Here is a 23,983-nt window from a genome sequence, read left to right as displayed (position 1 = left end):
GGCTTTCGGCTTCCCTTCCTCACAGCGAATTCGTTCATGTCAGATCCCAGCGGCGAAGACAAGCAACAGCCCCAACCCATTTCGGCTAACGCCCGACGCGTTCTGGGCGTGCTGGTCGAAAAGGCCAAGACGACCCCGGACAACTACCCGATGACCGCGTCGGCATTGATTAGCGGTTGCAACCAAAAGTCGAACCGCGCGCCGCAAATGAAACTGGATGAAACGGACGTCCTGAATGCCCTGGACGAACTGCGGGGCGTGGGAGCCGCCCGAGAAATCCAGGGCAACGGACGGGTGACCAAGTTCCGTCATGCCGCTTACGACTGGCTGGAACTGGACAACCCGCAGGCGGCGATCATCACGGAACTGCTGCTTCGAGGACCCCAAACCCTGGGCGAATTGCGGACGCGGGCATCGCGCATGCACAGCATCGATGACCTGGACGCGACCAAGCAAGTCATCGACTCATTGATCGCCAAAGGCCTGGTTGAAGCACTGTCTCCTCCCGGCCGGGGACAAACCTTCGCCCACACGCTGTACCCGCCTGAAGAACGACAACACCTGCAGGCGCGCGTCGAAAAGCAGGCCGCTCAGGCACCCCAGGAAAACCGCAATGCCGTCGACGCCTTGATCGCTCGACTGGACGCGGTCACCGATCGGATCGATGATCTGGAAGCCCGGCTGAAACGGTTGGAGTCCTGACGCCGTCCGTCGAGTCGTGCAGTTCTGCGAGCGCTCGAGCCGCGAAGCGGCGAAAGCCCCCTGCCGTCGGCGTCAGCCGACGGAAACGGCTGCCCAAAACACCAGCCGCGAAGCGGCGACAGCAACACCGCTTCAGCGAGTAGACGGGCCATCCTTGCGCCCGAGCCTCATTGAAAAGGAGGGTGAAGGTTACCGACGAGTCGGTCGCACCGTCCGATTCAGCGGCCGCCGACAATCAAGAACGTCGGGTTCATGGCTTCGAATCGCACCCGGTCCATCTGGTGCTGGCCGCGCGCGATGTTGATCATTCGCACCTCCACCTGAAACCCTGCCTGGTCCAAGGTCGCCTGCACGGCAACCAGGTTGTCGGGGCTGGACACGTTGATCACGATCCGACCGGACGCCATCCGCTCGGCGGCCGCCGCGACCAGGGCGGGGACGATCCGTCCCGTCCCGCCAACAAATACCGCCGACGGACTGGGCAAGTCCTTCCACGCCTCCGGTGCCCGACCATGGACGGGCACCAGCGACGGCACCTCGAATCGGCTGGCATTCTCCAGCATCAAACTGTAGTCCTCGGCATCCATCTCAATGGCGTATACCTTTCCGGCGTGGGCGATGCCCGCCGCCTCGATCGCCAGAGCTCCGCTTCCCGCCCCCACATCCCACATCACCGTTTCCGGTTGCAACTCCAATTCGGCCAGCGCGATGCACCGCACTTCCGACGGCGTCATCAGCCCACGTTTGGGCCGAGATTGAAGGAACACCTCGTCGGGGTTGCCAAACAAACGGCGACGCCACTGCCCCTTGGGCAAATCGGCGGCACCGGTCCGGCGGATCAGCACCATCACGTTCAACGGAGAAAACGTTTGGCCGCGGATCGACTGCAGGTCGCCCTGCGTGACGGTCTCGTTGGGGGTGCCCAGATTCTCGCAGACGTAGGCGTGAAAGTAATCGATGCGACGGTCCAACAGGGCTTCGGCAACGGCCGCCGGCGGAATCGCTTCGGTGGTGAACAACCCGACGCGTTCGGCGGAACGGATCTGTTCCACCACGCGGTCCAGCGGCTGAACGGCCAGATTGGTCAGGTAGGCATCATCCCAACTTTCTTTGACCCGGGCGAACGCCAACTGCATGCTGCTGACGTGGGGAACAATCTCGACATGTTCCTTGCCGATGACTTCGGTCAAGAACCTTGCGATGCCATAGAACAGTGGATCACCGTCGGCCAAGATCACCGTCGGCCGATCGGGAAGGTCGCGCAAACAGTCCTGGATCTCCTGCAGCCCGCCGTCACAGGCCAACTTTTGCGCCGGATGATCTTCCGGAATTCGCTGCAGCAGCGTCGCCGCTCCGACCAGAACCTCCGCCGACGCGATCAACGACTTGGCATGTCCGGTCAATCCTTCCAGTCCGTCATCTCCGATGCCGACAATATGAATCCGTGCTGTCACGCTACCAAGACTCCGCAAATTTCCTGAGGAATGCAAAACTTCATTCGGTGATTCGCCGGCGGCCGAAGTCGCAAGCTTTTCGCTTCGGGGAACAACGTCGACGCGGGCGGTGGTGATGCGACGCTGGCTTACCGACGTCGAATCGCCTGCAGCACCTCTTCGACAGTCGACCGCCCGGCATGCGACTCGCTCACTTTCGCCCACTGGACGCGGCGTCCCGGCCCGATCACGTAAGTTGCCGGATAGGCGGTTTCTCGCGGCTCGTCCCATCGCAAACCCCATTCGGTCACCGTCTGCAACCCCGGATCGCGGACCATCACCAGTGGTTCCGGCAACCGCCGCGAACCGAGGAACTGGTCGGCGTGACGTTCCAGACGATCTTCCTCGCCCGGATAGATCAGCACGACGCGGCGTGGTTGATTCCCCGTTGCCTTGCCCAACGCTGCGGCCCGATTGATCAGCGACCCCACCTGACGGTTGCAGATGCCGCACTGATACCCGGGGTACCCCCGCAAAAAGATCACCACCACAGGGCCATCGGCCAACATGTCGGACAGACGCAGGTAGGTCTCCTCACCCTGAACGGGCAATTCGAAATCGGGCGCCTTGGCACCGACTTCCAGCGGCTGTTCCGGTCCGGCCGCCCGCACCGATCCCATCCCCGCCAGCAGCAACAGCACGGCCACAGACAGCGTCCCTGTTGAGACCCGTTGGCGACCTTGGAATATCCGTTGGCGGCGTTGAAAACGGACGGTAAGACGTTGGGGGTCCGCGAGTGGGCTCATCGGTCATCCTCCTGAATCAAGGCGATTGTTGGGATGGGACGGATCGCTTGGACCATGCGTCCCGGGCACGGATTGTAGCGCAATGCCGGCGTCACGTTCAGCCGTCGTTCCCGCGGTCAGGGACGATTTCCGCGATTGCGGTTCTCTCGCTGGCGGCGACTGTGTCGCTCCAAGGTCTTCCGTTCGGAACGAGTCAGACTCCCCTCACCGGATTCGTGGATCTTGGCCAAAATCCGATCCACATCGTCTTCCTCACGACGCAACTTGGCGTCCGGATCGTGAATCTTCAATTTGGTCCGCCGCATCGACCGCTTCAGTTCATCCCCTCGACCGCTGAAGTCCAACCACTTCAAGTTCCAGCCCTGGAAAAAGTACAGCAAGGCGAACGCCGCACCGGCTACGTGCACGGTGAACGCGGTCCCGCCCCCCGCCGCGTTTCCGCTCAACATGGTCAGCGATCCCAACAGGTTGCTGACCACGAAGATGACCGCCACGATCCAGGCTTTGACGGGAAAGACCATCATCAGCAGGATGTTCACATGCGGATAAAAGCAAGCAAACAAGATCGTCACCGCGATCACGGACCCGCTGGCACCAATCACCACCCCGTTGGGAACGCCCATCACCCAGTAGGTCAGACAGCCCACGATCCCACCGGCCAACATGGAAACCAGATAAAACCGCAGAAACTCCCACCGCCCCAGCCGATCTTCCACCGGTCGGCCGAACACGAACAGGCCGAACATGTTGAACGCGATGTGAAAAATGTTGTTCTGGTCGTGCAAAAACCCGTAGCTGATGAACTGGTACCACTTCCACGGGCTGATCAAAGTGTCTTTCCAGCACCCGAACCACTCGACGAATCGACTGGCCCGAACACCGGGGGCGACCTGCTGCATCGACAGCATATCGGCGAAAAAAATCACCACCGTCACGACGACCAGAATGATCGTCATGCTCTTGGGCACCTGAGTCCGCCGCTGCTGGTCCCAGGGGGTTGTTTCATCGTCCCGGCCGTAGTCGCGGTCGTACAGGCCCATGTGAGTTTTGCTTTAACCGAATGAACGTTTTCGAATCGACGACGATTGCCTTGGGGGAAGCCGACGCATTCTAGGGACACGGTCCAGTCGCGGGAATGAACCCATCGACCCAATAAAAAAACGACCGCAGTTGGGCCCGCGGCCGTTTTCGTACCTGTGTGATCGACGCCAAGGGCGACGCTGGGCCCCCGCAGTAACCAACCAGCGGGAATTCGCGAACCGCCGATTCGTAGACGACCATTGTCGCCAGTCGGTGGTGCCCAGCTCCCAGACTTTGGCGGGACCTGGCTCCGGCGGGACCTGGCTTCCGCGGAGCGCCCAATTCTGGTCGCTTCCACGGCGCCGCCGCCGCGTCGATCACTTCTTGCGGTGGCGGATCTTGCTGCGCATGCGTCGTTTTTTACGGCCTACCTTTCTTCGTCCTTTCCCAGTCTTCTTGGTACCCACCTAGTTCATTCTCCACAGGTTTTTGCCGATCGTTCGGCCTCGGATAAAAATTGTATTTTCGCTCTTTGGCGATGCGGCGCGGAACCCGCGCGGACCCAAAAGCCTAGCAAAATCGGCGGCGGGAACAAGCCGAAATGCGAGTTCCCCGTTCGACCCGCAGTTCGCCCCGCAGTTCACTCAGCCCAGCAGCGTCGCTTCGGCGACCAGGCCCGGTCCGAATGCCAAGACCACTCGGGGCCCGCTACGCCCCGCTTTTAGTGAACGCTGCAGAACGAACAGGACGGTGGGCGACGACATGTTGCCCAATTCCGACAACACGTCCCGACTCCGCTGCAAATCACAAGGCTTCAATCCCAATGCCGCCTCGGTGGCGTCCAGAATCCGCGGACCGCCCGGGTGAACGATCCAATCGCCAATGTCCGACGGCGACAATCCGTGCGGTCGCAACCAGTCGCTCAACCAGGCCTGCAAATGCCCTTCGATGCTGACGGGAACCTGTCCCGTCAAGGTCATGTCAAAACCGTGATCACCGATCCGCCACGACATTTGATCGTCGCTGTCCGGGATACGAATCGACGCGCTGTCGATGATCGGGATCGCTTCCGGGAAATCGGCCACCCGATTAGCGCCGACCACCACCGCGGCCGCCGAACCGTCGGCGAACAGGGCGTTGCCGACCATCGCCTCGTTCTCCCAGCTCATCCGATAGTGCAAACTGCACAACTCCACCGCGCACAGCAGCACCACGGCGTCGGGGTCCGCCGCCGCCAGACCGCGGGCGGTACGCATCCCGTTGATCGCCCCATGACACCCCATGAATCCGACCTGCACCCGCTGGACGGAAGGGGACAACCCCAACGCGTCGAACAGATGCCAATCCAGACCAGGCGCCGCAAATCCGGTGCACGAAACCGTGACCAGATGGGTAACACTGCTGGGATCGACCGGCACCGGTTGGGATAGCGGTCCGAATCCGTCAGATTCGACGTCGTTGTCGGAGCCCAGCGGATCGTACTGCTCCAAACGTTCCTTCATCACCGTGTGCCTGACCGCGCTGGGATCCATCGCCATCGCCTGGCGGCAAGCCTCGGTCGCCAGCTGCGGTGCATAACGTTCGTACAGGGACATCCGATCCCCGGTGCCCGGTCCGCGCCCCTGGGGAGAACGCTGGCGGTTCCAGAAATAGGCGGTCTTCCAGGGAATCACTGTCCGCCGACTGGAGACACCGGATTTGCGGAACAGCATCCGCATCAAACGTCTCTGACGTTCGTCTTCGCAGATGATGTCGCTGGACATGGCTAACGCATCGTCCTGGTCAACCGATTGACCTGGCACCGAAGTTCCCAGACCGATGATCGATCCGAGCGAACGATTGCTCCCTATGGATTGGTTCAACAGCAAGTCCGCCCAGTACGGTGAATCAAAAAGGAAATTCGGAAGAGTCGGGCGATGCTCACGGCCAAATCGACCGCTGGCGATCCCGCCGCGGAAACCCGGTTCGCCCCCACAAACCTCATCCCAACCGGTCTCCGGATCACGAATTCTCGCCCTCGCGACCAGGAACTCAATGGCAAATGGGCCCCCACGACGCCGGCAACGAACCAGCTAACGTAAACGTCCCATGCAATGCCGAACAGACCACAGGACGCCGCCCCCCAATCGGCGAGCGGTTTTCGCGGGATTCACGGCACCAATCCCTTCCATCCGACACCCGAGTTTCCCGCCAATCAGACCCCCGACGCGCACATCCGCCGACTCACCACAACCACCATCGCTCGAAGAGGCAGACGTAGACCCCCAGCAGCAGATTCGTGATTGCGTGGGCGAGGACACAATTCCAAAAGCGGCCGGTCCGCAGCATCAGCCAGCTGACCAGCGAAAACCAAAGCGTCGCCGCAATCGCCTCTCCCGGATGCGACGCGATCGCGTACACCGTTCCGACCACCAGGCCGGTCCTGCCGATCTGCGACAACGGCAACCGCGTCCAGTCTTCGACCTCCACGGCGCGCATCAAAAAACCTCGCATGAACAACTCTTCCGCGATCGGCACGCAGATCACCAACAAGACAAAACGAAGGATCAAAAAAACGCCCCGCTCGCCTGCGCCCGGAAAAGCCATCCAGGGATTGACGCCTTCGCGCTCCGGCAACCAGTCCGGGGACAACCCCAGCCAGGCGATTCCGCCGCGCTCGATCTGCATTTCGCAGATGCCGATCCACAACAGCGCGCCGACGATGCCCACGATCACGCCCAGGCGATCGACCGACCATTGAAACTGCGTCGCGATCTGACGCGTGAAGAAAATCAGCGAGCCCGTCATCAACAACACGCGAGCCGCGACCAAGGTCAAATAAGCTGACGCGTCGATCACGTCGCCGTCGACTTTGGGACTCGTATCAATGACCGCGCCCAAGGCAAAGAAGATCGCCAGCGGGACAATCATCGCAGCCTTGGATCGCCATGACGATTGGTCGCCGGAATCGACGCTGGCCCCAGCCGCAGCCGGGTCGTCCTTCTGCGGATCGCTCACAGCCCGTTCGAATCGATTTCGCGGCTGTAGACGGCCAAGACAGTTTCAAACGTCTCCGCCTTGATCTTGAACTCCGGGTTGGCATCGGTGTAGCGATTGCAATGATCGACCAACACCCGATACAGAAACCGAAATAAGTGACGCGGCACTCGCAGCGACTGGAAAGCGGAAATCATTCGCTGGTACTCCAGGTCCGCAAACAGGTCCTTGGGTTCCGGCGATGCGCCCTCGGTGGCGCATGCCATCATCCGCGCCCGCGCCAAGTCGTACAGCGATTCCCCGCTCCACTGAAACGAAGGAATCACATTCTGTTTGTCCAGCCGGGCCCGTTCGTGAAAGTCACGCGACTCCCGTTCCATGTCGCGATACAGCTCCTGCGGCAACATCATCTTGAAGCCGATCCCGGGATGCTTCAGCAACTTGTTGTCCAGCAACGGCCAGACGAACAACCGCATCAATTCCAGCTTGCCACCGGTCATGTGCGGTTCGTCCACTCGATCCATCAGCACGATCGTTCCGCTGTATCCCAACCGGTCGATGACGGATTGGAACTTGTTCAGCGACTCGTATCGGTCGTCCGTCCGGTCATACCGCGGCAATGGCTGGCTGGACAACTCTTTGGCCGGAATCGAATGCAACACCTTTCGGATTGATCCCAGCTCCCGCTTGCCGACGCGCATGTGGCGCCGGATCTGAAACGCGGCCCACCAGGTTTTGCCCAGTCGAACCAGGTAGGGCAGCGCGCCGATCAGCATCAGCACCGGGGCCAACCACAGGTAGTCCCAAACCGATTTGGTCACGGCTCCCTCGCCGTCGACGTTTCCACCGCCGGGCGATTGGAACATCCAGTACAGAAATGCCGCGGCGACCAGCACGCACCACACAATGGCAAACCAACAACTGATCTTGGAGCGAAAATTGTGGTACCCCAGATGGTGCCGCAAGTCGTTCCAGCGGGAAACGAAGTCGCCATCGCTTGACTGGTCATAACAACTCGCCAGCAACAACAAATCTCGCGACGCGGTGCGATCCAACTTGCTCAGGGATTCGCGGGCGACGCCGTCTTCTACCAAATCCGGCTTCAAGATCTGGTCGACCAGCTTCGTGACCGCCAGACACAGGATCGCGTCCATGTGGTCCCAAAGCTTCCATTCCTTCAACACGCGTTCCGGCTTGCGGGTCGCGCGGCGACTCATCCGTTCGCTGAAATGGTCCAGGAACGGATTGAAGTCGTCGTAGGCGACCGTGAAGATCCGCTCGGTCGGATTCTCGCGGTTGAACTTCTTCAGGTGACGAAGGATCTGCAACCGCATCGCGGTCTTGCCGGATCCCTTGGGTCCAAACACGATTGCGGTGGCGGGTTCCGTCGGATCGCCGTAGACCTTGTCCCAGACCGGGTGGTAGGCATTGGCGATGCAATGTTCCTTGAACACCGGATCGGTCTGGGCATCTTCCTCGGCGAACGGATTGCGGATGATTCCGTGGTGCTCAAGCAAACTCTGAATGTTCATCTTCGAATCCGTTGCTTCATGCGGAAATGCGGCGGCCGAAGCCTGGCGCCGTCGGATCACGCCGTCGATGTAGCTACCGTCGCCAGACGGTGGCGCTACCTCTCCCACGCTCTGGCGAGCGTGGCGACGTCAAAGAGGCAGCCTTAACGGCTACTCGGCGATTGATTTCACCATCTTGACGAAGGCGTCGCGGTTCTTCTTCACCACGTCGGCCGGGCCGATCATTTTGGCGAAGTATAGCCGGCCCTCGGGTTCGGCCAGAATGGCACCGGCCATCGCGTAGTCTTCGCGTTGCACGGTCTTGCCCCCGAAGAAAGGTCCGCCGCCCATGCGTTCGGCGTAGGAGCCCGAGGCATCGACCAGGTGAATCGTCCACTTGCCGGCTTCAATCTTCTCTGTCTTTTGGTCTGCGGCATCCCCGCCGGAAAACTGTCCCTGCCAACGCTTGATATTCGCTTCGACGCCACCGCCAGCTCCCATCATCGTCAACCGAGCGGTCGAATCGCCTTCGCCAACCTTGAACTCGTGCTCAATGATTCGAGACTGCGGCTCGGTCCGTTCAAACGACTCCGGCACCGTCATTTGGCCCTTGTCAAACACGTTGACCTTTTCCGCCTTGGTTTCGGTATCGGCGGCCGAGACGGACGGGACGAAACAAGTCGACAGCGCCGCCAGGACGGCTGTCGCGAGAACGCGATGGTGTCGAGACATCAGGAAAACTCCGTGGGAGATTGGACGAATTTCAATGGACGCTTCACGACGCATTACTGTACCGCATCGGTCGTGGATTCCGAATCGGGCAACCACCCATGGCGGAAAAACTCACCCGCCCAGGTTGGCCACCAGAATCAGCGTCACCATCAACAGCAAAGCGAGTGCCGCCAGGACCGCCATTGTCGCGATCCGTTTGCTCGTGCGGCCGCGCCGGACCGTCCCCACGCCCGCGTCGCCGCTGAAGCCGCCCTGGGAGCCGATTCCGCCCGCGGAGTTTGGCCCGCCCGCAGAAACGTCGATGCCCCCTGACGGTTCGGCGGTTGCCGATGCGTTTGGACGCGATGGCGACTCGGGGCGTTGGGCGAACACATCGCCACCGGCGGGACTGGACGCGTCCGGCAACGAATCGGCAATCTCCGGTAAAGCATCGCAGGCCTCGCGCCACTGCGGCCATCCGTCTCGCCACAGCAGCGCCGTGCGGGCCACGCGGCCTTCGGCGATCCAGGTCTTCAACACCGACCCGGTCGCGGGACCGTATTGGCCACCGCTGGGTGGACGCACGTACCAAGTCGCACCGTCGGCCGCCGACAACACGTCTAGCTCGGCCGCCGTCACGCGCCCCGACTCGGCCGTCTGATTTCCCGCGGTATCTTGCCAAGGCTGCTCGCCGGAGCGCTGCACCTCCGCGGCGGCGTTCGGCCTCCGACGGTCGCTGGTCACGCGTTGAGCCCGCGGCGCTTCCTGCCGTGCCTGACCGCCGTTGGTGGTTGCACCATTCGCGGCCAGTCCGTTCGCTGTGGAGCCATTCCCTGAAGAACCGTTTGGTGCGGCCCCGCTTGCCGTGGCTTCGCGGGCCGCGCCATGGTTCGCAGCCGCGCCATGGTGTGCAGACGCGCCACTGGCGGTTGCGACGCCCGTCTGTTCTCGACTTCCCGACGCTCGGGATGCCCGTCCGGGAACGGTCCGCTCACCAGGGTTCGCGTCCTCGCCGCGGCGCGTTTGACCCTCCAGGGGAATCGAATGAGCCGTGTCGTGCTTGGGGATCCGGAACCGGGTCCGACATTCCGGACAGATTCCCCGCCGACCGGCCAATTCGTTTTTGATGTTCAGCGGCTTTCCGCAACCGTGACACGAAAAGCGAATGCCCATGAATACAATCTGTAACGACTAGATAAGTTTTGCCCCGCGGCGCCTCCGACGGCGGAGTTCAGAGACGGCCCTGGCATGCGTGCCGGCCACGGCAACAGTGTACAGGATCGCTGCCCACGTGCAGCACGAAAGCGACGCGATTGCCAACGGTTTCGATTCCCTCCGGAGGGACGCCCCTGGGGCTCACACTCCGGAAACTTCGCGGCGCATCGTCAACGACCGTTGGATCACGCGGCCACCGGTGAACTGTGGCGGGACGACAAAGGCGTTGGGATCCAGCAAGACATCGATCGAAACGGTCACCTCGGGCGTCTGTGTCTCGATCGTCGACGGAGTCACCGTGATGTTGGTTCCGTTCAATCCCAATGTTCCCAACACTTCTTCGGCACGTCGTCTGGCATTAACTTCGCTGGAGCCCGGCACGACGGCCTCGCGACAAGCTTCGTAAACGGCATTGTCGACGGTGTGCCGGATCATGGCGACGCGGCAGAATTCGAACGCGGTGAAAAAGAAGAAAAACGCCAGCGGAACGACCAGCGCGAATTCGACCATCGTCGCTCCACGCCGTCGGCGTGCCGATCGCGCTGCAATCCGGATTGCCTGGACTCTCCCGCGCTCGGGTCGGGTCACCATCGCAGCGACGCTGACCGTCCCGTCGGCCCGGTCAGCCAACCGTTTGCAAGACGAGTCTGATTGGACATCCCTTTTCATCTGAATCATTCCGTCAAAATGGTGCCGAGGGACAAGGCGATTTCCCGATACGCGTTTCGCAACTCGGTTGCCGTCAAAGCGTGATAATGTCTCCCGCGTCCGATGCGTGCGATCTCTCGCATCCGCTCCTGATCCGCTCCGGATCCAAAAGTGATCGTGTGCAACTGGACTCCTCCAGCGGCCAACGTGGTGGCCACGGTGCTCGGTTCGGGGCCTTCGTTGTGCAGACCGTCCGTCATCACGATCATCGTCCGCTCCACGAAACTCGCATCGCGACCGTTCTCCATCAGCGAGGCTCCGGCCGACATGCCGCGGCTGATGCTGGTCCGCCCACCGACGCGCAGCGCCGCCAGGCCGTCAACGATTTCGTTCAAATCCAGTGTCAGCGGAACATCCTCCGAGGCGGTGTCGTTGTAAGAAGCCAGCCCAACGGCCTCCTCCACCGGTGTGTCTCCCAGCGTGTTGACGAAGACGCTGATTGCCGATTGCAAATCGGCGAATTTGTCGCCCTCCATCGAGCCGCTGCGATCGACCACCAACACCACGTCCCGTTCGACGTAGGTCGCGGAGCTACGCAATACCGGTTCGAAGATCTCGACCCCCAGCACGTTGCCGAACATCAACCGAATCGGTCCGGACGCGGATCCCACCGTCCGGCGGCCGGTCACGCGCACACTGTTCATCGGCAATCCGTCGGGGGTGAACACGTAGCGACCGGAGAGGTCGATTTCGCTGCGACCGAATTCGAAATCGGTGTCACTCAGAATCAATGGGTCGCCGTGGACCGTGTTGGCCAAGGCGACCTCTTGTCCCTTTTCCGTTGCCGCGGTGGTGCTCAGTGAACGCGAAAGCTCCAGGGACGCGGCCTTGGAAGCGGCGTCGGTGGCGGTCCGCAGCTCCGCACGGCCCAGATGCATCAGTGCGATGTCCACGGAGAACGCGGCGGTCGCGATCAAACCGACCAGCATGATCACGATCAGAACCATCATCGCACCGCGGCGCGAACGTCGACGTGAGCGCGAGGCGGTCCGAACGATTGCCGCTCGGCCATTCAAGAGTGATTTCATCGCTTATTCCTTCAACATGACGACGCGCGCCGTCAGCGTTCGATTCTTGACGAATTGGCCGGCCAACGGGCTGTTGCTCTGGGTCGGTGCGGACACTTCGCAGACGACCGGTTCGCCGCGGGGAATCATGGTGATGTCGCCTGCCGGAAACCGAACGTCATAGTCGGCAACTCGCCGGGACCCCAGGATGGCTTCGGCACGGGCCATGGCCTCGGTGCTCGTGCCTCCGCTCTTGCAGGCCTCGCGGACCGCTTCGTAACCGGCGACGTTCAAGGTCTGCTTCAAAAAGATAAAGGCGGATGCTTCGATCGATCCAAAGATCAGCAACACGATCACGGGCAGACAGACCGCGAACTCGACGGCCGCGCTGCCACGCCGCGATTGCGATCGCCGCGCGGACGGCACGCCCCGCCGTGATGACACTTCGGCGCCGGGTTCAAACGCTCGCATGGCTTTCCGCTTCTTCGCTTCTGGAGGTCGCTTCGGCAATCTCCGCATCTTTCAAACGCATCACGTCGTTGAAATCCGATGCCAATTCCTGCCAGAAGTCACTGTCACGAAATTTCAACGGCGGAACCGACCGGCCCGACTTCAGATCCTTCAGCGTGCGACGCAGGCGGAGGATCGGCCCCACAAAGCGATGGCTCAGCTTCAAGGTGTCCCAGGCGAATGCCGGGATCAGCGACGCGGTGACCACAAAGAACGGCAGAAACTCACGGAATGTCGTCACCAACGTTTCGCCCCAACTGGCGCTCGGATCGGTGAACAGTCGCGTCCAAGCGGTCAGGGCGATGGTGTTGCACAAAAAGAAAACGACCCAGTGCGCCGCGACCTTGCGCAGCAGATTTCCCTGAACTTCGGTATCGATCAGCGTCTTGCTGCGTTTCGTCGGAATTGTCGCCATGTCAGTTTGTGTGGGAGAGAGATGATCACGCGCGGCGGCCGGATCGGTTTCGCAATTCCGGATCGGACAAACGGCTGCCGGAGGCGCACAGCGGACGCCGGGCGCCCATCACACAGAAACCTAGGACACAATCCGCTCAGCCACGCAATTTTTGTCGCCCTTTGCCCCCCAGAATCGACACAACCCCCACCAGGGTCCTCGATCGCAGCGACCCGCGGCTCGCCCGAGTCGGACCGCGATGCACAACGGCCCTAAAGACGCACCGCCGCAACGGCGGAATCGGCATCGCCAAACATGCCCCAGGGGGCGACCATTCCGCGTCCAGCCATCGGCCGCTTCACCCGATCAACCTTCCTCGGGGATCGGACTGCCGTGGGGATCCAACTCGGGCCGGTCGGTCTGCGTGGCAAGTTTTTCTCGCAATTCACGATCGGTGAAGTGTTCGAACCGTTCGGCCTGCTGGTGGATTTCCTCCATCCCGCGACCTGCCTGGTCCACCAGGTATTGCTCCCACAACCGGTGCGATCGCACCAACCGTTGACCGCGTTCTATTCCGGCTTCCGTCAGCACCAACCCGCCGTCCGCCAATCGAATTTCCCCCCGGCGTCGCAACAGCCAGGTCGCCAGCCGCAGGGAAACCCCCGAAGCGAACAGAGCATCGGTCAACTGCGCCGCCGTAACGCCCCGGAGCTGCTCTGACCCGGCTCTCGTTTCCTGGGCGCGAAACAGGAAGGCGACGATGTCATCGCACAAAATCCGCAGCGACAACACGATTCGTCGCACCCGTTTGACGACCACGCCGTGTCGAGGCCCAAAGGCAGCCGCAACCAAAAAGAAGATCCCCGCGGCAACCGCAATCATGCCCGCCGTCGTCGTGCTGCGGTAACCGAACCAGCTGGGAACTTGCAACGCCATCAGATGCCCCACGGCGGAGGACAGCGCCGCCAGCACGACACTGATCAAAATCATCACGCCCAATCGATCGGTCAGCATGTAAGCGCTAGCCGCCGGGACGACGAACATTGCGACCACCAGAATGCTACCGACGCTTTCGAAACAGGCCACCGCGGTCACGGACACCAGAACCATCAATCCATAGTGCACCCACTTCGCGGAAAACCCCATCGTCGTCGCCAGCGCGGGATCGAACGACGTCAGTTTCAATTCTTTGAAAAACAATCCGACGAACGCCGCATTAATCAGCGTCACCGCCCCCAGGATGGCCGCCGCCCGCGGCACCTCCCAGCCGAACAGGGATACCATCTCCAAAGGAGTCAATTCGATCGCGCCGTAAAGCACGCAATCGGGATCCAGATCCACGGCGTCCGCTCCGCGCACCAGGATCACCAATCCCAGTGCAAACAACGACGTGAAGACCACGCCCATCGACGCCCCCTCATCCACACCGCCCACACCCCGAATCCATTCCGTGAACACTGCGGTCAACACGCCGACAATGACCGCCCCCAAGAACATCGCGACACTGCTGCGGCTTTCGCTGACCAGAAACGCCACCGCGATTCCGGGCAACACGGCGTGCGTGATCGCATCGCCCAACATGCTCATCTTGCGCAGCACCAGAAAATTGCCCAGCAAGGTTGCCGAAACGGCTGCCAGGGCCCCGACGACCACAATCCAACCGTCCAGCATCCAACTCCACCCGATCTGCGCGGTGAACATGCCCGGCGAATCGCACCGGGCAAGCCAGTCGCCCGCATCGGGGATCACCACGGACAAGTCGGCCAACCACTGGTTTCCTCCCATCACGCGCCTCCCTGGGCTGGCGGAGACTGGACTGGTGGCGGCTGGACAGGCGGGACGTCGGCGATCACCCCGTGAGGATCATCGGGCACGGGGATCGTCATCCCCTGCTCGTCCAACAAATCTTCCAGCTGGTCGATGATCTCCGGTGCCAACACGTGCTCGATGCGGTCGGCATCCCGGTCCACGTTTGCGGTGGCGACTTCTGCGTAGGTGATCAGGTAGATCTCCCACATCCGATGCTGGCGGGTCAATCGAGCCGCCTCGGCAAAGCCCGCCTGAGTCAGCGTGCAGGCACCGTCGCGGCACCGCAACAATTCGTTTTCTTCGCCGCGCACGATCGCCGCCATCAATCGCCGGCGTGACCAGCTGCGCATGGCCAGCAAGTCGCCGACGGCCACCGGATTCTTGCGACCAGCTTCGGGCATGGCGGCCGACTCAGCCGCGTCGTTGTCTGTCCGCTCATCACGAAACTGGGATTCAATCTGCTCGTACATCGCACGCAATAAGTGTTGGCGATCGATCCGACGGTTGAACCGGATCCGCCGCAAATGGCGGATCAACAATCCCCGTCGCCGGCCCAGAATCATGCTGATGAAAAAGAACAGCGAACAGACCAGCACGATCATGGCGCCCGATGGCAATCCGGGGAACATCGCGCTGGCCATCCCGCCGGCGATGCTGCCCAGCATTCCCAGCAACGCGGCCCACAACATCATTCGCGACATCGTTTCGGTCCAAAAACGTGCCGACGCCGCTGGAATCACCATCAAGGCGATCATCAAAACCAGTCCGACGGCTTGCAACCCGACGATCGTGACCAGCACCACCATCGCCATCAACACGATGTCCAAGACCACCACAGGAAATCCGCGTGCCCCGGCAAAGCCTTCGTCGAAACACAGCAGCTTCAACTCCTTGAACAACGCCAGACACACAACGATTGCGATCGACGAAGCCGCCGCGATCAATCCCGCATCGGCCGCGCGCATCGAAGCCGTCTTGCCGTAAATGAAACTTTCCAGCCCGGCCGCATGCCCGGTCTCCATCTGTTGAATCACGCCCAACAATGCCACGCCGGCTCCAAAGAAGACGCTCAACACAATTCCCAGCGCGGCGTCTTCTTTCAGCCGCGTCTGGTTTCGGATCACCAGGATGGCCGCGACGCCGATCAACCCGCTCAGCGTTGCCCCCAGCAACAGCCACGGCAACGACTTTCCGCTGGCGCCAAATAGTCCCGCCGTGATGAACGCGAGCGCAATCCCCGGCAGACTGGCATGGCTGAGCGCGTCGCCCATCAGGGCACGTTTGCGCAGCAAGGTAAAGCTTCCCACCAGACCCGACGCGCCGCCCAGAATCGCCACGCCGAAAATCACCACCCGCGTGTTGTAATCTTCCAACAACACCACACGTCGCCACGACGCGGACCGGATCGGACCGGGGCCCTGCGCGGCGACCATTGCCACGTCGCTTCCCGCCCACAGCAGGACGGTCCACAGCAGCATCCATCCAGCGCCCGCGAAGCGTCGCGCCGGCATCTTGCGAAATCGCTGCGGTGGTTCAACGTGCATCATCAACAATCGAAACTACGTGCAATAAATAACAACTTGATCGTCTTCCGTACTCCGTCATGGTCTATCTAGCAATCAAGGTCATGCGTTCTCTGTTTCACCCTCCCTCCGGGAGGGTCGTGGAGGAGCTTGCGACGACGCGGGGAGGGCTGTCCGGCGCCATTGATTTCAGCTGGTTCTTAAGACACCCTCCCCGGAGCCTCGTTCCTCGTCTCCGACCCTCCCGCCAAGCGGGAGGGTGAAGGTTCACCAGTCTGTCATCCTGCGCATGACACGTGCCCTTCCACAAACGATCCTCGCACGATCAACCACCACCACCGCGCTTCGCGTTACCAACCCAACCATCTATCCGACGACGGAAACGTTTATCCCTAAATCCCGCCCTCTCGGCGTCGCATCGCCTCGGTCACTTCATCCAACAGCGTCAATCGTCCACCATACGTCTTTTGCAGATTCTCGGTCGTGAACGTGGTTTGCACCGGACCATGAGCGACAACGCGCATATTCAACAACACCACGTAGTCAAAGTATTCGGGCACCGTCTGCAAATCGTGATGAATGACTGCCGCCGTCTTGCCGCGCGATTTCAACTCGCGCAGGATGTCCACGATCGCCCGCTCGGTCGACGCATCCACCGCCGCGAAGGGCTCATCCATCAGGTACAAGTCCGCGTCTTGGACCAGCGCCCGAGACAGGAAGGTGCGTTGCTGCTGGCCGCCCGATAACTGGCTGATCTGACGGTCCGCCAGATCACCGATGCCGACGCGGTGAAGCGCCTCTCGGGCGCGCTCACGATGCTGCTTCCGCACCGGCCGGCACCAGCCGATTTCGTCGTACAAGCCCATCGTGACGACGTCCAAAGCACTCACCGGAAATTGCCAGTCGACCGATTCGCGCTGCGGAACATATCCGACGCGATGCCGATTCTTGCGATACGGTTGGCCGAACACCTGGACGCGCCCGGAAGCTCGCGGGATCAAGTCCATCGCGGCCTTCAACAGCGTGCTCTTGCCCGCCCCGTTGGGTCCGACCACGCCAATCAATTGCCCCGGTGGCAAATCAAAACTGACGTCCCAGATCACCGGCTTGCGGTGGTACGCCACCGTCAGGTCATACACCGACAACGGAATCGCTGCGGCGTCGGCGCCGCGCGCGTCGACCGGGACGCCACCGGCAGGCGGCGAGGGTGCCGCGGAAGGAGTTCCGGAACCGGGCGGGTCGTCGGATGTCGATTGCGGGTGGGACATGGGCAGACCTCCGTTGAGCGGACCTTAGTGGGGAGCGTCAGCCGACCGGGATCGCAGCTTGCCCTGAAAGCCACCGGCAGGCACGTCTCCGCCCAAAGCGCGCGCTGCCGTCGTCAGATTGTGGTCCAGCATGCCGATGTACGTTCCCTCGTAGCTGCCCGCTTCCCCCATTGCGTCACTGTACAGTTCGCCGCCGATCTCCACCGTGTGCCCCTTGCTCTGCGCCCCCTCGATCAACGCTTCGATGTTCTTCGCCGACACACTGCTTTCGATGAACACGGCGCTGACGTTGCGATCGATCAGCGTGTCGACCAGGGCGTTGATCCGCTGCAACCCGGCTTCGGACTCGGTCGAGATCCCCTGGACTCCCATCACCTCCAATCCGTAGGCGCGGCCGAAGTAGCTGAACGCGTCGTGCGAGGTGACCAGCAACCGGCTCTGCTCGGGAACGCGGCCCATCGACTCAACGCCCCAGCGGTGCAACTCCTCCAGCTGCCGGCGATAATCCTGGGCACGGCTTTGAAAATCTTCGGCGTGCTGCGGTGCGTACTCGGACAGAGACTCACAGATCACGTCAACACATTGGCTCCACAGCGCGACGTCGTTCCAAACGTGGGGATCGGGGTGCCGACTGCTGCCGGCCGCCGTCGGCTCGTCGCCGGTCGCACCGTCATCTTCCGGCGCGAGCAACTCCGCCGGCGGAATCGCCTCGGCCACCGCGATCACCGGCTTCCGCTCACCGACCCGGGCGAGCGTGTCGGTCATCTTTCCTTCCAGGAACAGTCCGCAATAGAAAACCACGTCGGCCTGCATGATCGATTGCACGTCGTCCCGGGTGGGTTTGTACAGGTGCGGATCGACACCGGGGCCGCAGATCTGGGTGACACGGACATGCGGACCTCCAACGTTGCGCACCAGATCGGCGACCATCCCCACGGTTGCCACCACGTGCACCGTCGAGGGTTCGCGGGCGTCTTGCGAGCCGCCGCGGCAACCCAGCGTTGCACCGCTGATCAACGCGGCCACCGCCAGGAAAGCGGTCGCTGTGATCCGGCGAGACGGCCGGTTGACCTGATGATTTGGCACCAATGCCATGGGAGGTTCCTGGTCGAGAGAAGGAAGCAGCGAGACGTGACCGAGACGGCTGAGAGGCGTCGCCGGGCGGCGGATCGCTGCTTGAAAGGCTGGAATTTACGCGTTTTCCTGCCCATCTCCCACCCGTCCCGGACAGCGGGGACGACGGTTCCGGGCAAATCCTCCCACGCAACCTGGCCCGAAATCGTGTCGCCACACTCTCCAGAGCGTGGATATCCGCCGCCTTGCAACAGCACCTTCGGAGTTTGGCGACTTTTCCGAAAGGCCCAGGACTACGGCGGCCCAGGGCTTCGGCGGAGCCCTTGCCGGCAGGTTTTGGCGCCGCTCGCCCCCGCGGCCGCCGTCCGTAGCCGCCGTCCGGAGCCGGCGAGCGACCGGTGGGCAGGAGCCAGTGGGCTGGAACCGGCGAGCTGGGAACCGGAGTCGTGGCGGCCGCGATGGCGGGCAGCTGTGTCGGGGCGTCACGTCGGGCCGACGGGGTGCCGCCGGAGGATGAAAATTTAACGAAAGGACGCCAAAACCGACGGAGAATTATTCGCAACCCACCAGGGAATAGTGTTAAACTGCCGCCCATTGGAGGTTGACGATTGTCGTCGACCGATTGGATTGAAGACCGAAAACTCTCAGATTGATATGGACGCTATGGGTGCGTCGTGGAAAGCTCCGAGTGATGAGGCCTTCTGGTATTTGGAGCTGTTTAAGCGATGAAGATGTATGTGGGAAATCTGGCTTGGGCCGTGACGACGGAGAAGCTGGAGGAATTGTTTGGCCAGTACGGACAGGTCGATGACGCCATCGTCCTGACCGACCGCGAAACGGGTCGAAGCCGCGGCTTTGGCTTTGTGACAATGGGCGACGATGCGGCCAAAGAGGCCATTGAGGCGCTCGATGGTCAAGACTTCGAAGGTCGTCCGTTGCGAGTCAACGAGGCCCAAGAGCGCGCCCCGCGTGGCGGCGGCGGTGGCGGCGGCGGATACCGTGGCGGTGGCGGTGGCAACCGCGGCGGTGGTGGTGGATACGGCGGCGGCGGAGGTGGAGGACGCGGCGGCTGGTAGTGATCCAAGCTTAGACACGAACGATGCCTGACAGGCGGCCGCGTGACGGGCACCAGGACGAATCGAAGTCCTGAAACGTCGAAACGCGGTGGCGCACCAAGCGAAAATCAACGCGAGGGACCTTCTCCACAGGAAAGTCCTTCGCGTTTTTTCATGCGCCGCCCTCACAACTCGTTCCCGGCCTCCCGCCCGGCAGCGCACTGCATGCTGGCCCTACCCTCAGACTCGTTCCCGGGCTCCCGCCCGGGAAACGCACTGCGGGCTGGCTCCGCCAGCCAGGATTCCCCCGCGACACCGCACCACCGAGCCTCGGCCCCACGATCAAAACCTTGGCCGTCCAGGTCAGGAAAGACGGCGAACCGGCGTCGCGATTCTCATGCGGGGCAAGTGGCCACAGGAACCGCCAGGAAGGGATTGACTTCCGGAGAAAAACCAACAAGGATACGCGAACCTCAGGGAGGACACTGGCAGCGAACCGGCAACGGGCGCGGGTGTCATTCCCCATCCTTCGGGGCGTGGCTCAGCCTGGTAGAGCGCTACGTTCGGGACGTAGAGGTCGCTAGTTCGAATCTAGTCGCCCCGACTATCTTTCTGAAGAAGCCCTTTGGCCAGCAGGTCGAAGGGCTTTCTCATTGATACGCAAAGGTTTACGTCAACGAGAGTGCAGTTCAAACAGAGGATTTCGAGGATTCGACGTTTGGCGGCGTAATCAGCCGTAACCCACTGCTGCCGCAGTGTTTGCGAAAGTTCAAACGCTTTCACTGCAATGTCGATGATTTCGTCCCGGCCACGGTCACAACGCTCCATTTCGAGCCTCAATGTGGCAGCCTCATCCCTCAACTCACGGGACTTGGCGGCGAAGGTGTCAGCGTCGATCTCTTCGAGCAGTCGAAGATTGAGCAATTGCTGTTGAAGTCGCCCGACTTCGGTGTGTCGTTTCTTTAAGTTCCCGTCTTCCTGATTCGCCTGAGCGAATTCCCAATTCGTCGCCTGACGCAACTGTTCACGGAAGAGATCTCGGAATTCGTCATCCTTGACTCGCAGCGAATCGAAGATCGAGAGCATCTGTTGGTCCAGTTCGTTCTCGGTCAACCGGATGCGGGGATGGTCGCCTTTGTGGTACTTCGTGCATCGATAGTAGACGTACTCCCGCACACCGCTCTTGGTCTGCTTGAACTTTCGCTCGCCGGTAATCGGAGAGCCACAATGGGCACACTCGATTAAGTCGCTGGCATAGGTCAACTGATGCGACTTGTAGACCTTCTGCCCGAGCAGCGACTGGACCCGATCCCAGAGCTTCCTTTCGATCAGCGGTTCATGCGTGCCGGGATACCATTGGTCCCGAAACTTGATTTCACCAATGTACGACCGGTCGGTCAGAATGGCGTACAGCTTGCTGCGTCCAACCTTTGGTGTTGAGGGCAGATAAACGAAGCCCTCCTCGGCCAAAGCGTTCGGGAGTGTGTCTAGTGTGTGGCTGTGATAGGCATACAAATCGAAGATGCGGCGAATGAGACGGGCATTCTCCGGGTGAACTTCGACGATGCTGCGACCATCGATGCGGACGTTCCGGTAGCCGTATGGAGGCTTGCTGGGGAAAAGGCCACTTTCCACTCGGCGTTCAATGCCCTCTTTAACGTCAATCGACTGCTGCTCCGTGTAGAAACTGGCCATGCTCGCCAACATTCGCCGCTGCATTCGACCAGCGGGCGTATTTTCCGTGGGTTGGGCCACCGAGATGAACTGAACCCCGAATTCGGATTCGAGGCGTTCCAGTTCGACGTAGTCGAACAGGTTTCTTGCGGCTCGGTCTACCTTGTAGAACAGGAGGCCGTCGAGCTTGTGAGCGTTCTTCTTGGCGAACGCCATCAGTTCCTTGAAGGCAGATCGCTCATCCTGTTTGGAGGCGGTTTCGGCAATTCGGAAGAGTCGAACGATTTCGCCGTTGTGACGTTCAGCATATTGGCGCAGAGCATCCACCTGAACGTCGAGGGAGAATCCCTCACGTTCCTGTTCTCTGCTGCTGACTCTAGCCAATGCGACGTATCGTCTTTCCGGTTTCACCAGGCTGCCATCCATGAAAGAAAACGGGCCTCACCTTTCGATGAAGCCCATTTTTCCTCTTGAATCTGTGGTTGGCAATGGAGAACGCTCAACTGGCTCGAAATAGTTCTAACCGTGCCCCGTTCTCTGGGATCAAGGTTCTACCTTCGAGACGAAACCCGCCAAAAAGTGACGAAAGGGCAAGCTGACGTGCTCGCCGCTCCATCTGAAGCCAGTCCGTTGAGATCATAGAAAGCACGTCCGAAGACTGCTCAACGAGCGTATCGATCATGGCTTGTGTCTTTTCGTAGCGGACAAGTGACTTCCGCAACTTCGACTCTTGATCTGCAAACTCAGTCATTTGCCGGTCGTACAATTCGTCGGGAATCGCATCGGCCAAGTTCTTCTTGAGCAATTTGGCCCGCTGACTATCAAGCAGGGACAGGAGCCGTCTGGATTCAGAAATCTGCAAATCGCCCTCGTTCAACGTCACGTTCAGAAAGGAACGGGAGAGTGCTTCGATAACTTCACGAGTCCCGCTGCAAACCTGCTCCAATGGCTTCAATGCCTCAACAATCTGTTGGTCAAGCTCCGCTTCCGTCATACGAATCCGAGGATGACCAGCAGAACCGTACTTCGAGCAACGGTAGTAGACGTAAGACTTCATCCCCGCTTTCGTTTGTTTGAACTTCTCCTCGCCCGTCACGACATGGCCACAGTGACCGCAACGGATCAAACGACTCGCATAAACTAAATCGTGAGATCGGTAATTCTGCTCATTGAAGGAAACTCGAATCTTGTCCCACGTCACCTGATCCAAGAGCACTTCGTGCCTACCCGGATGCCAAGCTCCACGAAACCAAATGAACCCGAGATACGACCTGTCGTGGAGGATATAGTTGATCTTGGACTCGGAAAACTTCGGTTTTGAGTCGGAGTAAAACAAACCCTCATCGAACATCTGGTTCATGATCTCAGTCACAGTGAGCCCGTGATTCACACGAAGGTCAGCGATTCGACGTACCTTGGCACTGTTCTGCGGATGCGTTTCGACGATGCTTCGCTTTTCGATCCGTCGAGTGCGGTAGCCGAACGGAGGACGTGACGGAAACCACCCTTCTGCAACTCGGCGACTGATGCCATCCAACACGTCCAACGCCTGCTGTTCCGTCGTGAAGGCAGCAATCGTAGCAAGCGTCCTCCTAACCATTCGCCCAGTTGGTGTATTCTGGACCGGTTGGGTAATGGAGATGAACGGCAGGTTGTATTTGGATTCCAACTCTTCCAAATCAACGAAGTCTCGCAAGTTTCTCGTCGCTCGGTCGATCTTGTAGAACAAAATCCCCGCATACTTTGCAGCGTTCTTCTTTGCGTACTTAATCATTGCCTTGAACTCACGTCTCGCTTCCGCCTTGGTGGCGGTTTCCGAAACCCTGAAGATCTTTGCCATGACGCCGCCTTCACGTTTCGCCCACTCGTGGAAAGCGTCAATCTGCACATCAAGCGAGAACCCCTCTTGCTCCTGCTCACGACTGCTGACCCTCGCCCAGCCGATGAAGAGCTTCATCCGCTTCATAATCATCCTCCAGCTTCAAAATCCCTGTAACTTCAAGAAGCTGGCTCAGCGAGACCAAAACATCGACGGCTTCGGGCTCGCCAAACGGTGCTGAACTTTTGGGCTGAAAGACTCGGATGGCGTGCTCAAGCAACTCATCCGTGAGCCATCGAGGCCGATCCGTTGTCTCCTGCTCGTCCATTCTCAATCGTCCAGCTAAAATACCGCTTGTGCCAGCGAGGACCACTTGCCCTCTACAAGCACTTGGGCGAATTGGGAATTCGCATGAAGAATCGGGAGTTCTTTTTTCAGAGAACTCCCAATTCGCTGGATCTTTGCAGGACTGAACTGAACGATGTTCTCACTTTCAGAAGCCGGAAAATACAACTTGGAGGCGATTGCCGAGGCATTTCACCGGGCATCGCTGTGGCATGGGCCTCTCTACCACGAAAGGCTCGTACCCTGGGGTGGAATTGGTCCTGCCACGGTCAGCGACGACGAGTGGGAACGATTCATCGAATTCGAATCTGACAAGCTGCCCGATGATGAATGGTGGGAATGGGAAGGTCCAGCATCGAGAAGTCCGGGTTGGGATGCATCGTTTCTTGGCCGCTGGTTCGGTGAGCCAGAGGGAAAGGAATT

At 60.6% G+C, this 23,983-nt stretch carries 22 protein-coding genes and 1 tRNA gene; 4 read left to right on the top strand and 19 right to left on the bottom strand.

Annotation, left to right across the window (positions count from 1 at the left end):
* The first annotated feature begins 36 nt into the window (after positions 1–36).
* Complete coding sequence (locus FYK55_RS20575) at positions 37–702, top strand: YceH family protein (protein ID WP_150078349.1); 666 nt, start codon at positions 37–39, stop codon at positions 700–702.
* Between the two features lie 218 nt (positions 703–920).
* Here the strand turns inward: FYK55_RS20575 and cbiE are convergent, their stop codons facing one another.
* The 16 genes from cbiE to FYK55_RS20495 form a co-directional block, all read right to left on the bottom strand.
* Positions 921–2,156, bottom strand: a complete 1,236-nt coding sequence (gene cbiE, locus FYK55_RS20570; protein ID WP_150078347.1) for a precorrin-6y C5,15-methyltransferase (decarboxylating) subunit CbiE — start codon at positions 2,154–2,156, stop codon at positions 921–923.
* Positions 2,157–2,284: 128 nt separating this feature from the next.
* Complete coding sequence (locus tag FYK55_RS20565; RefSeq protein WP_150078345.1) at positions 2,285–2,941, bottom strand: redoxin domain-containing protein; 657 nt, start codon at positions 2,939–2,941, stop codon at positions 2,285–2,287.
* A 116-nt stretch (positions 2,942–3,057) separates the two neighbouring features.
* The gene (locus FYK55_RS20560; protein WP_150078344.1) at positions 3,058–3,981 is read right to left on the bottom strand and encodes a rhomboid family intramembrane serine protease; all 924 of its coding nucleotides are present in this window, start codon (positions 3,979–3,981) and stop codon (positions 3,058–3,060) included.
* Positions 3,982–4,605: 624 nt separating this feature from the next.
* Complete coding sequence (locus FYK55_RS20555) at positions 4,606–5,823, bottom strand: type III polyketide synthase (RefSeq protein WP_150078343.1); 1,218 nt, start codon at positions 5,821–5,823, stop codon at positions 4,606–4,608.
* Positions 5,824–6,184: 361 nt separating this feature from the next.
* Positions 6,185–6,958, bottom strand: a complete 774-nt coding sequence (locus FYK55_RS20550; RefSeq protein ID WP_150078342.1) for a CPBP family glutamic-type intramembrane protease — start codon at positions 6,956–6,958, stop codon at positions 6,185–6,187.
* Positions 6,955–8,469 (bottom strand): hypothetical protein, encoded by a 1,515-nt coding sequence (locus FYK55_RS20545; RefSeq protein WP_150078341.1) that lies wholly within the window; start codon positions 8,467–8,469, stop codon positions 6,955–6,957. The genes FYK55_RS20550 and FYK55_RS20545 overlap by 4 nt, the downstream gene beginning before the upstream one ends.
* A 150-nt stretch (positions 8,470–8,619) precedes the next feature.
* The gene (locus FYK55_RS20540) at positions 8,620–9,180 is read right to left on the bottom strand and encodes a hypothetical protein (protein ID WP_150078340.1); all 561 of its coding nucleotides are present in this window, start codon (positions 9,178–9,180) and stop codon (positions 8,620–8,622) included.
* A 111-nt stretch (positions 9,181–9,291) separates the two neighbouring features.
* Positions 9,292–9,903, bottom strand: coding sequence for a GYF domain-containing protein (locus tag FYK55_RS29210; RefSeq protein WP_161604654.1), 612 nt, complete (start codon positions 9,901–9,903; stop codon positions 9,292–9,294).
* A 612-nt stretch (positions 9,904–10,515) separates the two neighbouring features.
* Positions 10,516–11,043, bottom strand: a complete 528-nt coding sequence (locus FYK55_RS20530; RefSeq protein ID WP_235908853.1) for a TadE/TadG family type IV pilus assembly protein — start codon at positions 11,041–11,043, stop codon at positions 10,516–10,518.
* Positions 11,044–11,048: 5 nt separating this feature from the next.
* Positions 11,049–12,110: a VWA domain-containing protein gene (locus tag FYK55_RS20525; RefSeq protein WP_235908852.1), complete on the bottom strand. Its 1,062-nt coding sequence runs from the start codon at positions 12,108–12,110 to the stop codon at positions 11,049–11,051.
* A gap of 3 nt (positions 12,111–12,113) precedes the next feature.
* Complete coding sequence (locus FYK55_RS20520) at positions 12,114–12,560, bottom strand: TadE/TadG family type IV pilus assembly protein (RefSeq protein WP_150078338.1); 447 nt, start codon at positions 12,558–12,560, stop codon at positions 12,114–12,116.
* Positions 12,547–13,014 (bottom strand): hypothetical protein, encoded by a 468-nt coding sequence (locus FYK55_RS20515; protein WP_201743765.1) that lies wholly within the window; start codon positions 13,012–13,014, stop codon positions 12,547–12,549. The genes FYK55_RS20520 and FYK55_RS20515 overlap by 14 nt, the downstream gene beginning before the upstream one ends.
* A gap of 345 nt (positions 13,015–13,359) precedes the next feature.
* Complete coding sequence (locus FYK55_RS20510; protein WP_235908851.1) at positions 13,360–14,778, bottom strand: metal ABC transporter permease; 1,419 nt, start codon at positions 14,776–14,778, stop codon at positions 13,360–13,362.
* Positions 14,778–16,349, bottom strand: a complete 1,572-nt coding sequence (locus FYK55_RS20505) for a metal ABC transporter permease (RefSeq protein WP_235908850.1) — start codon at positions 16,347–16,349, stop codon at positions 14,778–14,780. Before FYK55_RS20505 ends, FYK55_RS20510 begins: the two co-directional genes overlap by 1 nt.
* A 368-nt stretch (positions 16,350–16,717) precedes the next feature.
* Positions 16,718–17,593 carry a metal ABC transporter ATP-binding protein gene (locus FYK55_RS20500; RefSeq protein ID WP_150078337.1) on the bottom strand — a complete coding sequence of 292 codons (876 nt, stop codon included), beginning with the start codon at positions 17,591–17,593 and terminating at the stop codon, positions 16,718–16,720.
* A gap of 24 nt (positions 17,594–17,617) precedes the next feature.
* Positions 17,618–18,688, bottom strand: a complete 1,071-nt coding sequence (locus tag FYK55_RS20495; RefSeq protein WP_150078336.1) for a metal ABC transporter solute-binding protein, Zn/Mn family — start codon at positions 18,686–18,688, stop codon at positions 17,618–17,620.
* A gap of 704 nt (positions 18,689–19,392) precedes the next feature.
* On the opposite strand from FYK55_RS20495, the gene FYK55_RS20490 reads away from it, so the two are divergent.
* Positions 19,393–19,743, top strand: a complete 351-nt coding sequence (locus FYK55_RS20490; RefSeq protein WP_150078334.1) for an RNA recognition motif domain-containing protein — start codon at positions 19,393–19,395, stop codon at positions 19,741–19,743.
* A gap of 509 nt (positions 19,744–20,252) precedes the next feature.
* Positions 20,253–20,326: transfer RNA gene (locus FYK55_RS20485), tRNA-Pro, on the top strand.
* Here FYK55_RS20485 and FYK55_RS20480 read toward each other — a convergent pair.
* From FYK55_RS20480 to FYK55_RS20470, 3 genes are all read right to left on the bottom strand, one after another.
* A complete protein-coding gene (locus tag FYK55_RS20480; RefSeq protein ID WP_235908849.1) occupies positions 20,314–21,807 on the bottom strand; it encodes a recombinase family protein in 1,494 nt (497 codons plus the stop codon). The two genes, FYK55_RS20485 and FYK55_RS20480, sit on opposite strands and share 13 nt — an antisense overlap.
* Positions 21,808–21,895: 88 nt before the next feature.
* Complete coding sequence (locus FYK55_RS20475) at positions 21,896–23,353, bottom strand: recombinase family protein (protein WP_161604653.1); 1,458 nt, start codon at positions 23,351–23,353, stop codon at positions 21,896–21,898.
* Positions 23,313–23,543, bottom strand: a complete 231-nt coding sequence (locus FYK55_RS20470; RefSeq protein WP_150078331.1) for a hypothetical protein — start codon at positions 23,541–23,543, stop codon at positions 23,313–23,315. The genes FYK55_RS20475 and FYK55_RS20470 overlap by 41 nt, the downstream gene beginning before the upstream one ends.
* 153 nt (positions 23,544–23,696) lie before the next feature.
* Here FYK55_RS20470 and FYK55_RS20465 point away from each other — a divergent pair.
* The coding region (locus FYK55_RS20465) for a hypothetical protein (protein ID WP_150078330.1) at positions 23,697–23,983 on the top strand (287 nt) is incomplete at its 3' end.

This window comes from Roseiconus nitratireducens, from assembly GCF_008629675.1.
GTDB classification, from domain to species: Bacteria; Planctomycetota; Planctomycetia; order Pirellulales; family Pirellulaceae; genus Stieleria; species Stieleria nitratireducens.
The sequence above is the reverse complement of the archived record's forward strand: the minus strand, read 5'-3'. Positions and strand labels throughout refer to the sequence as shown.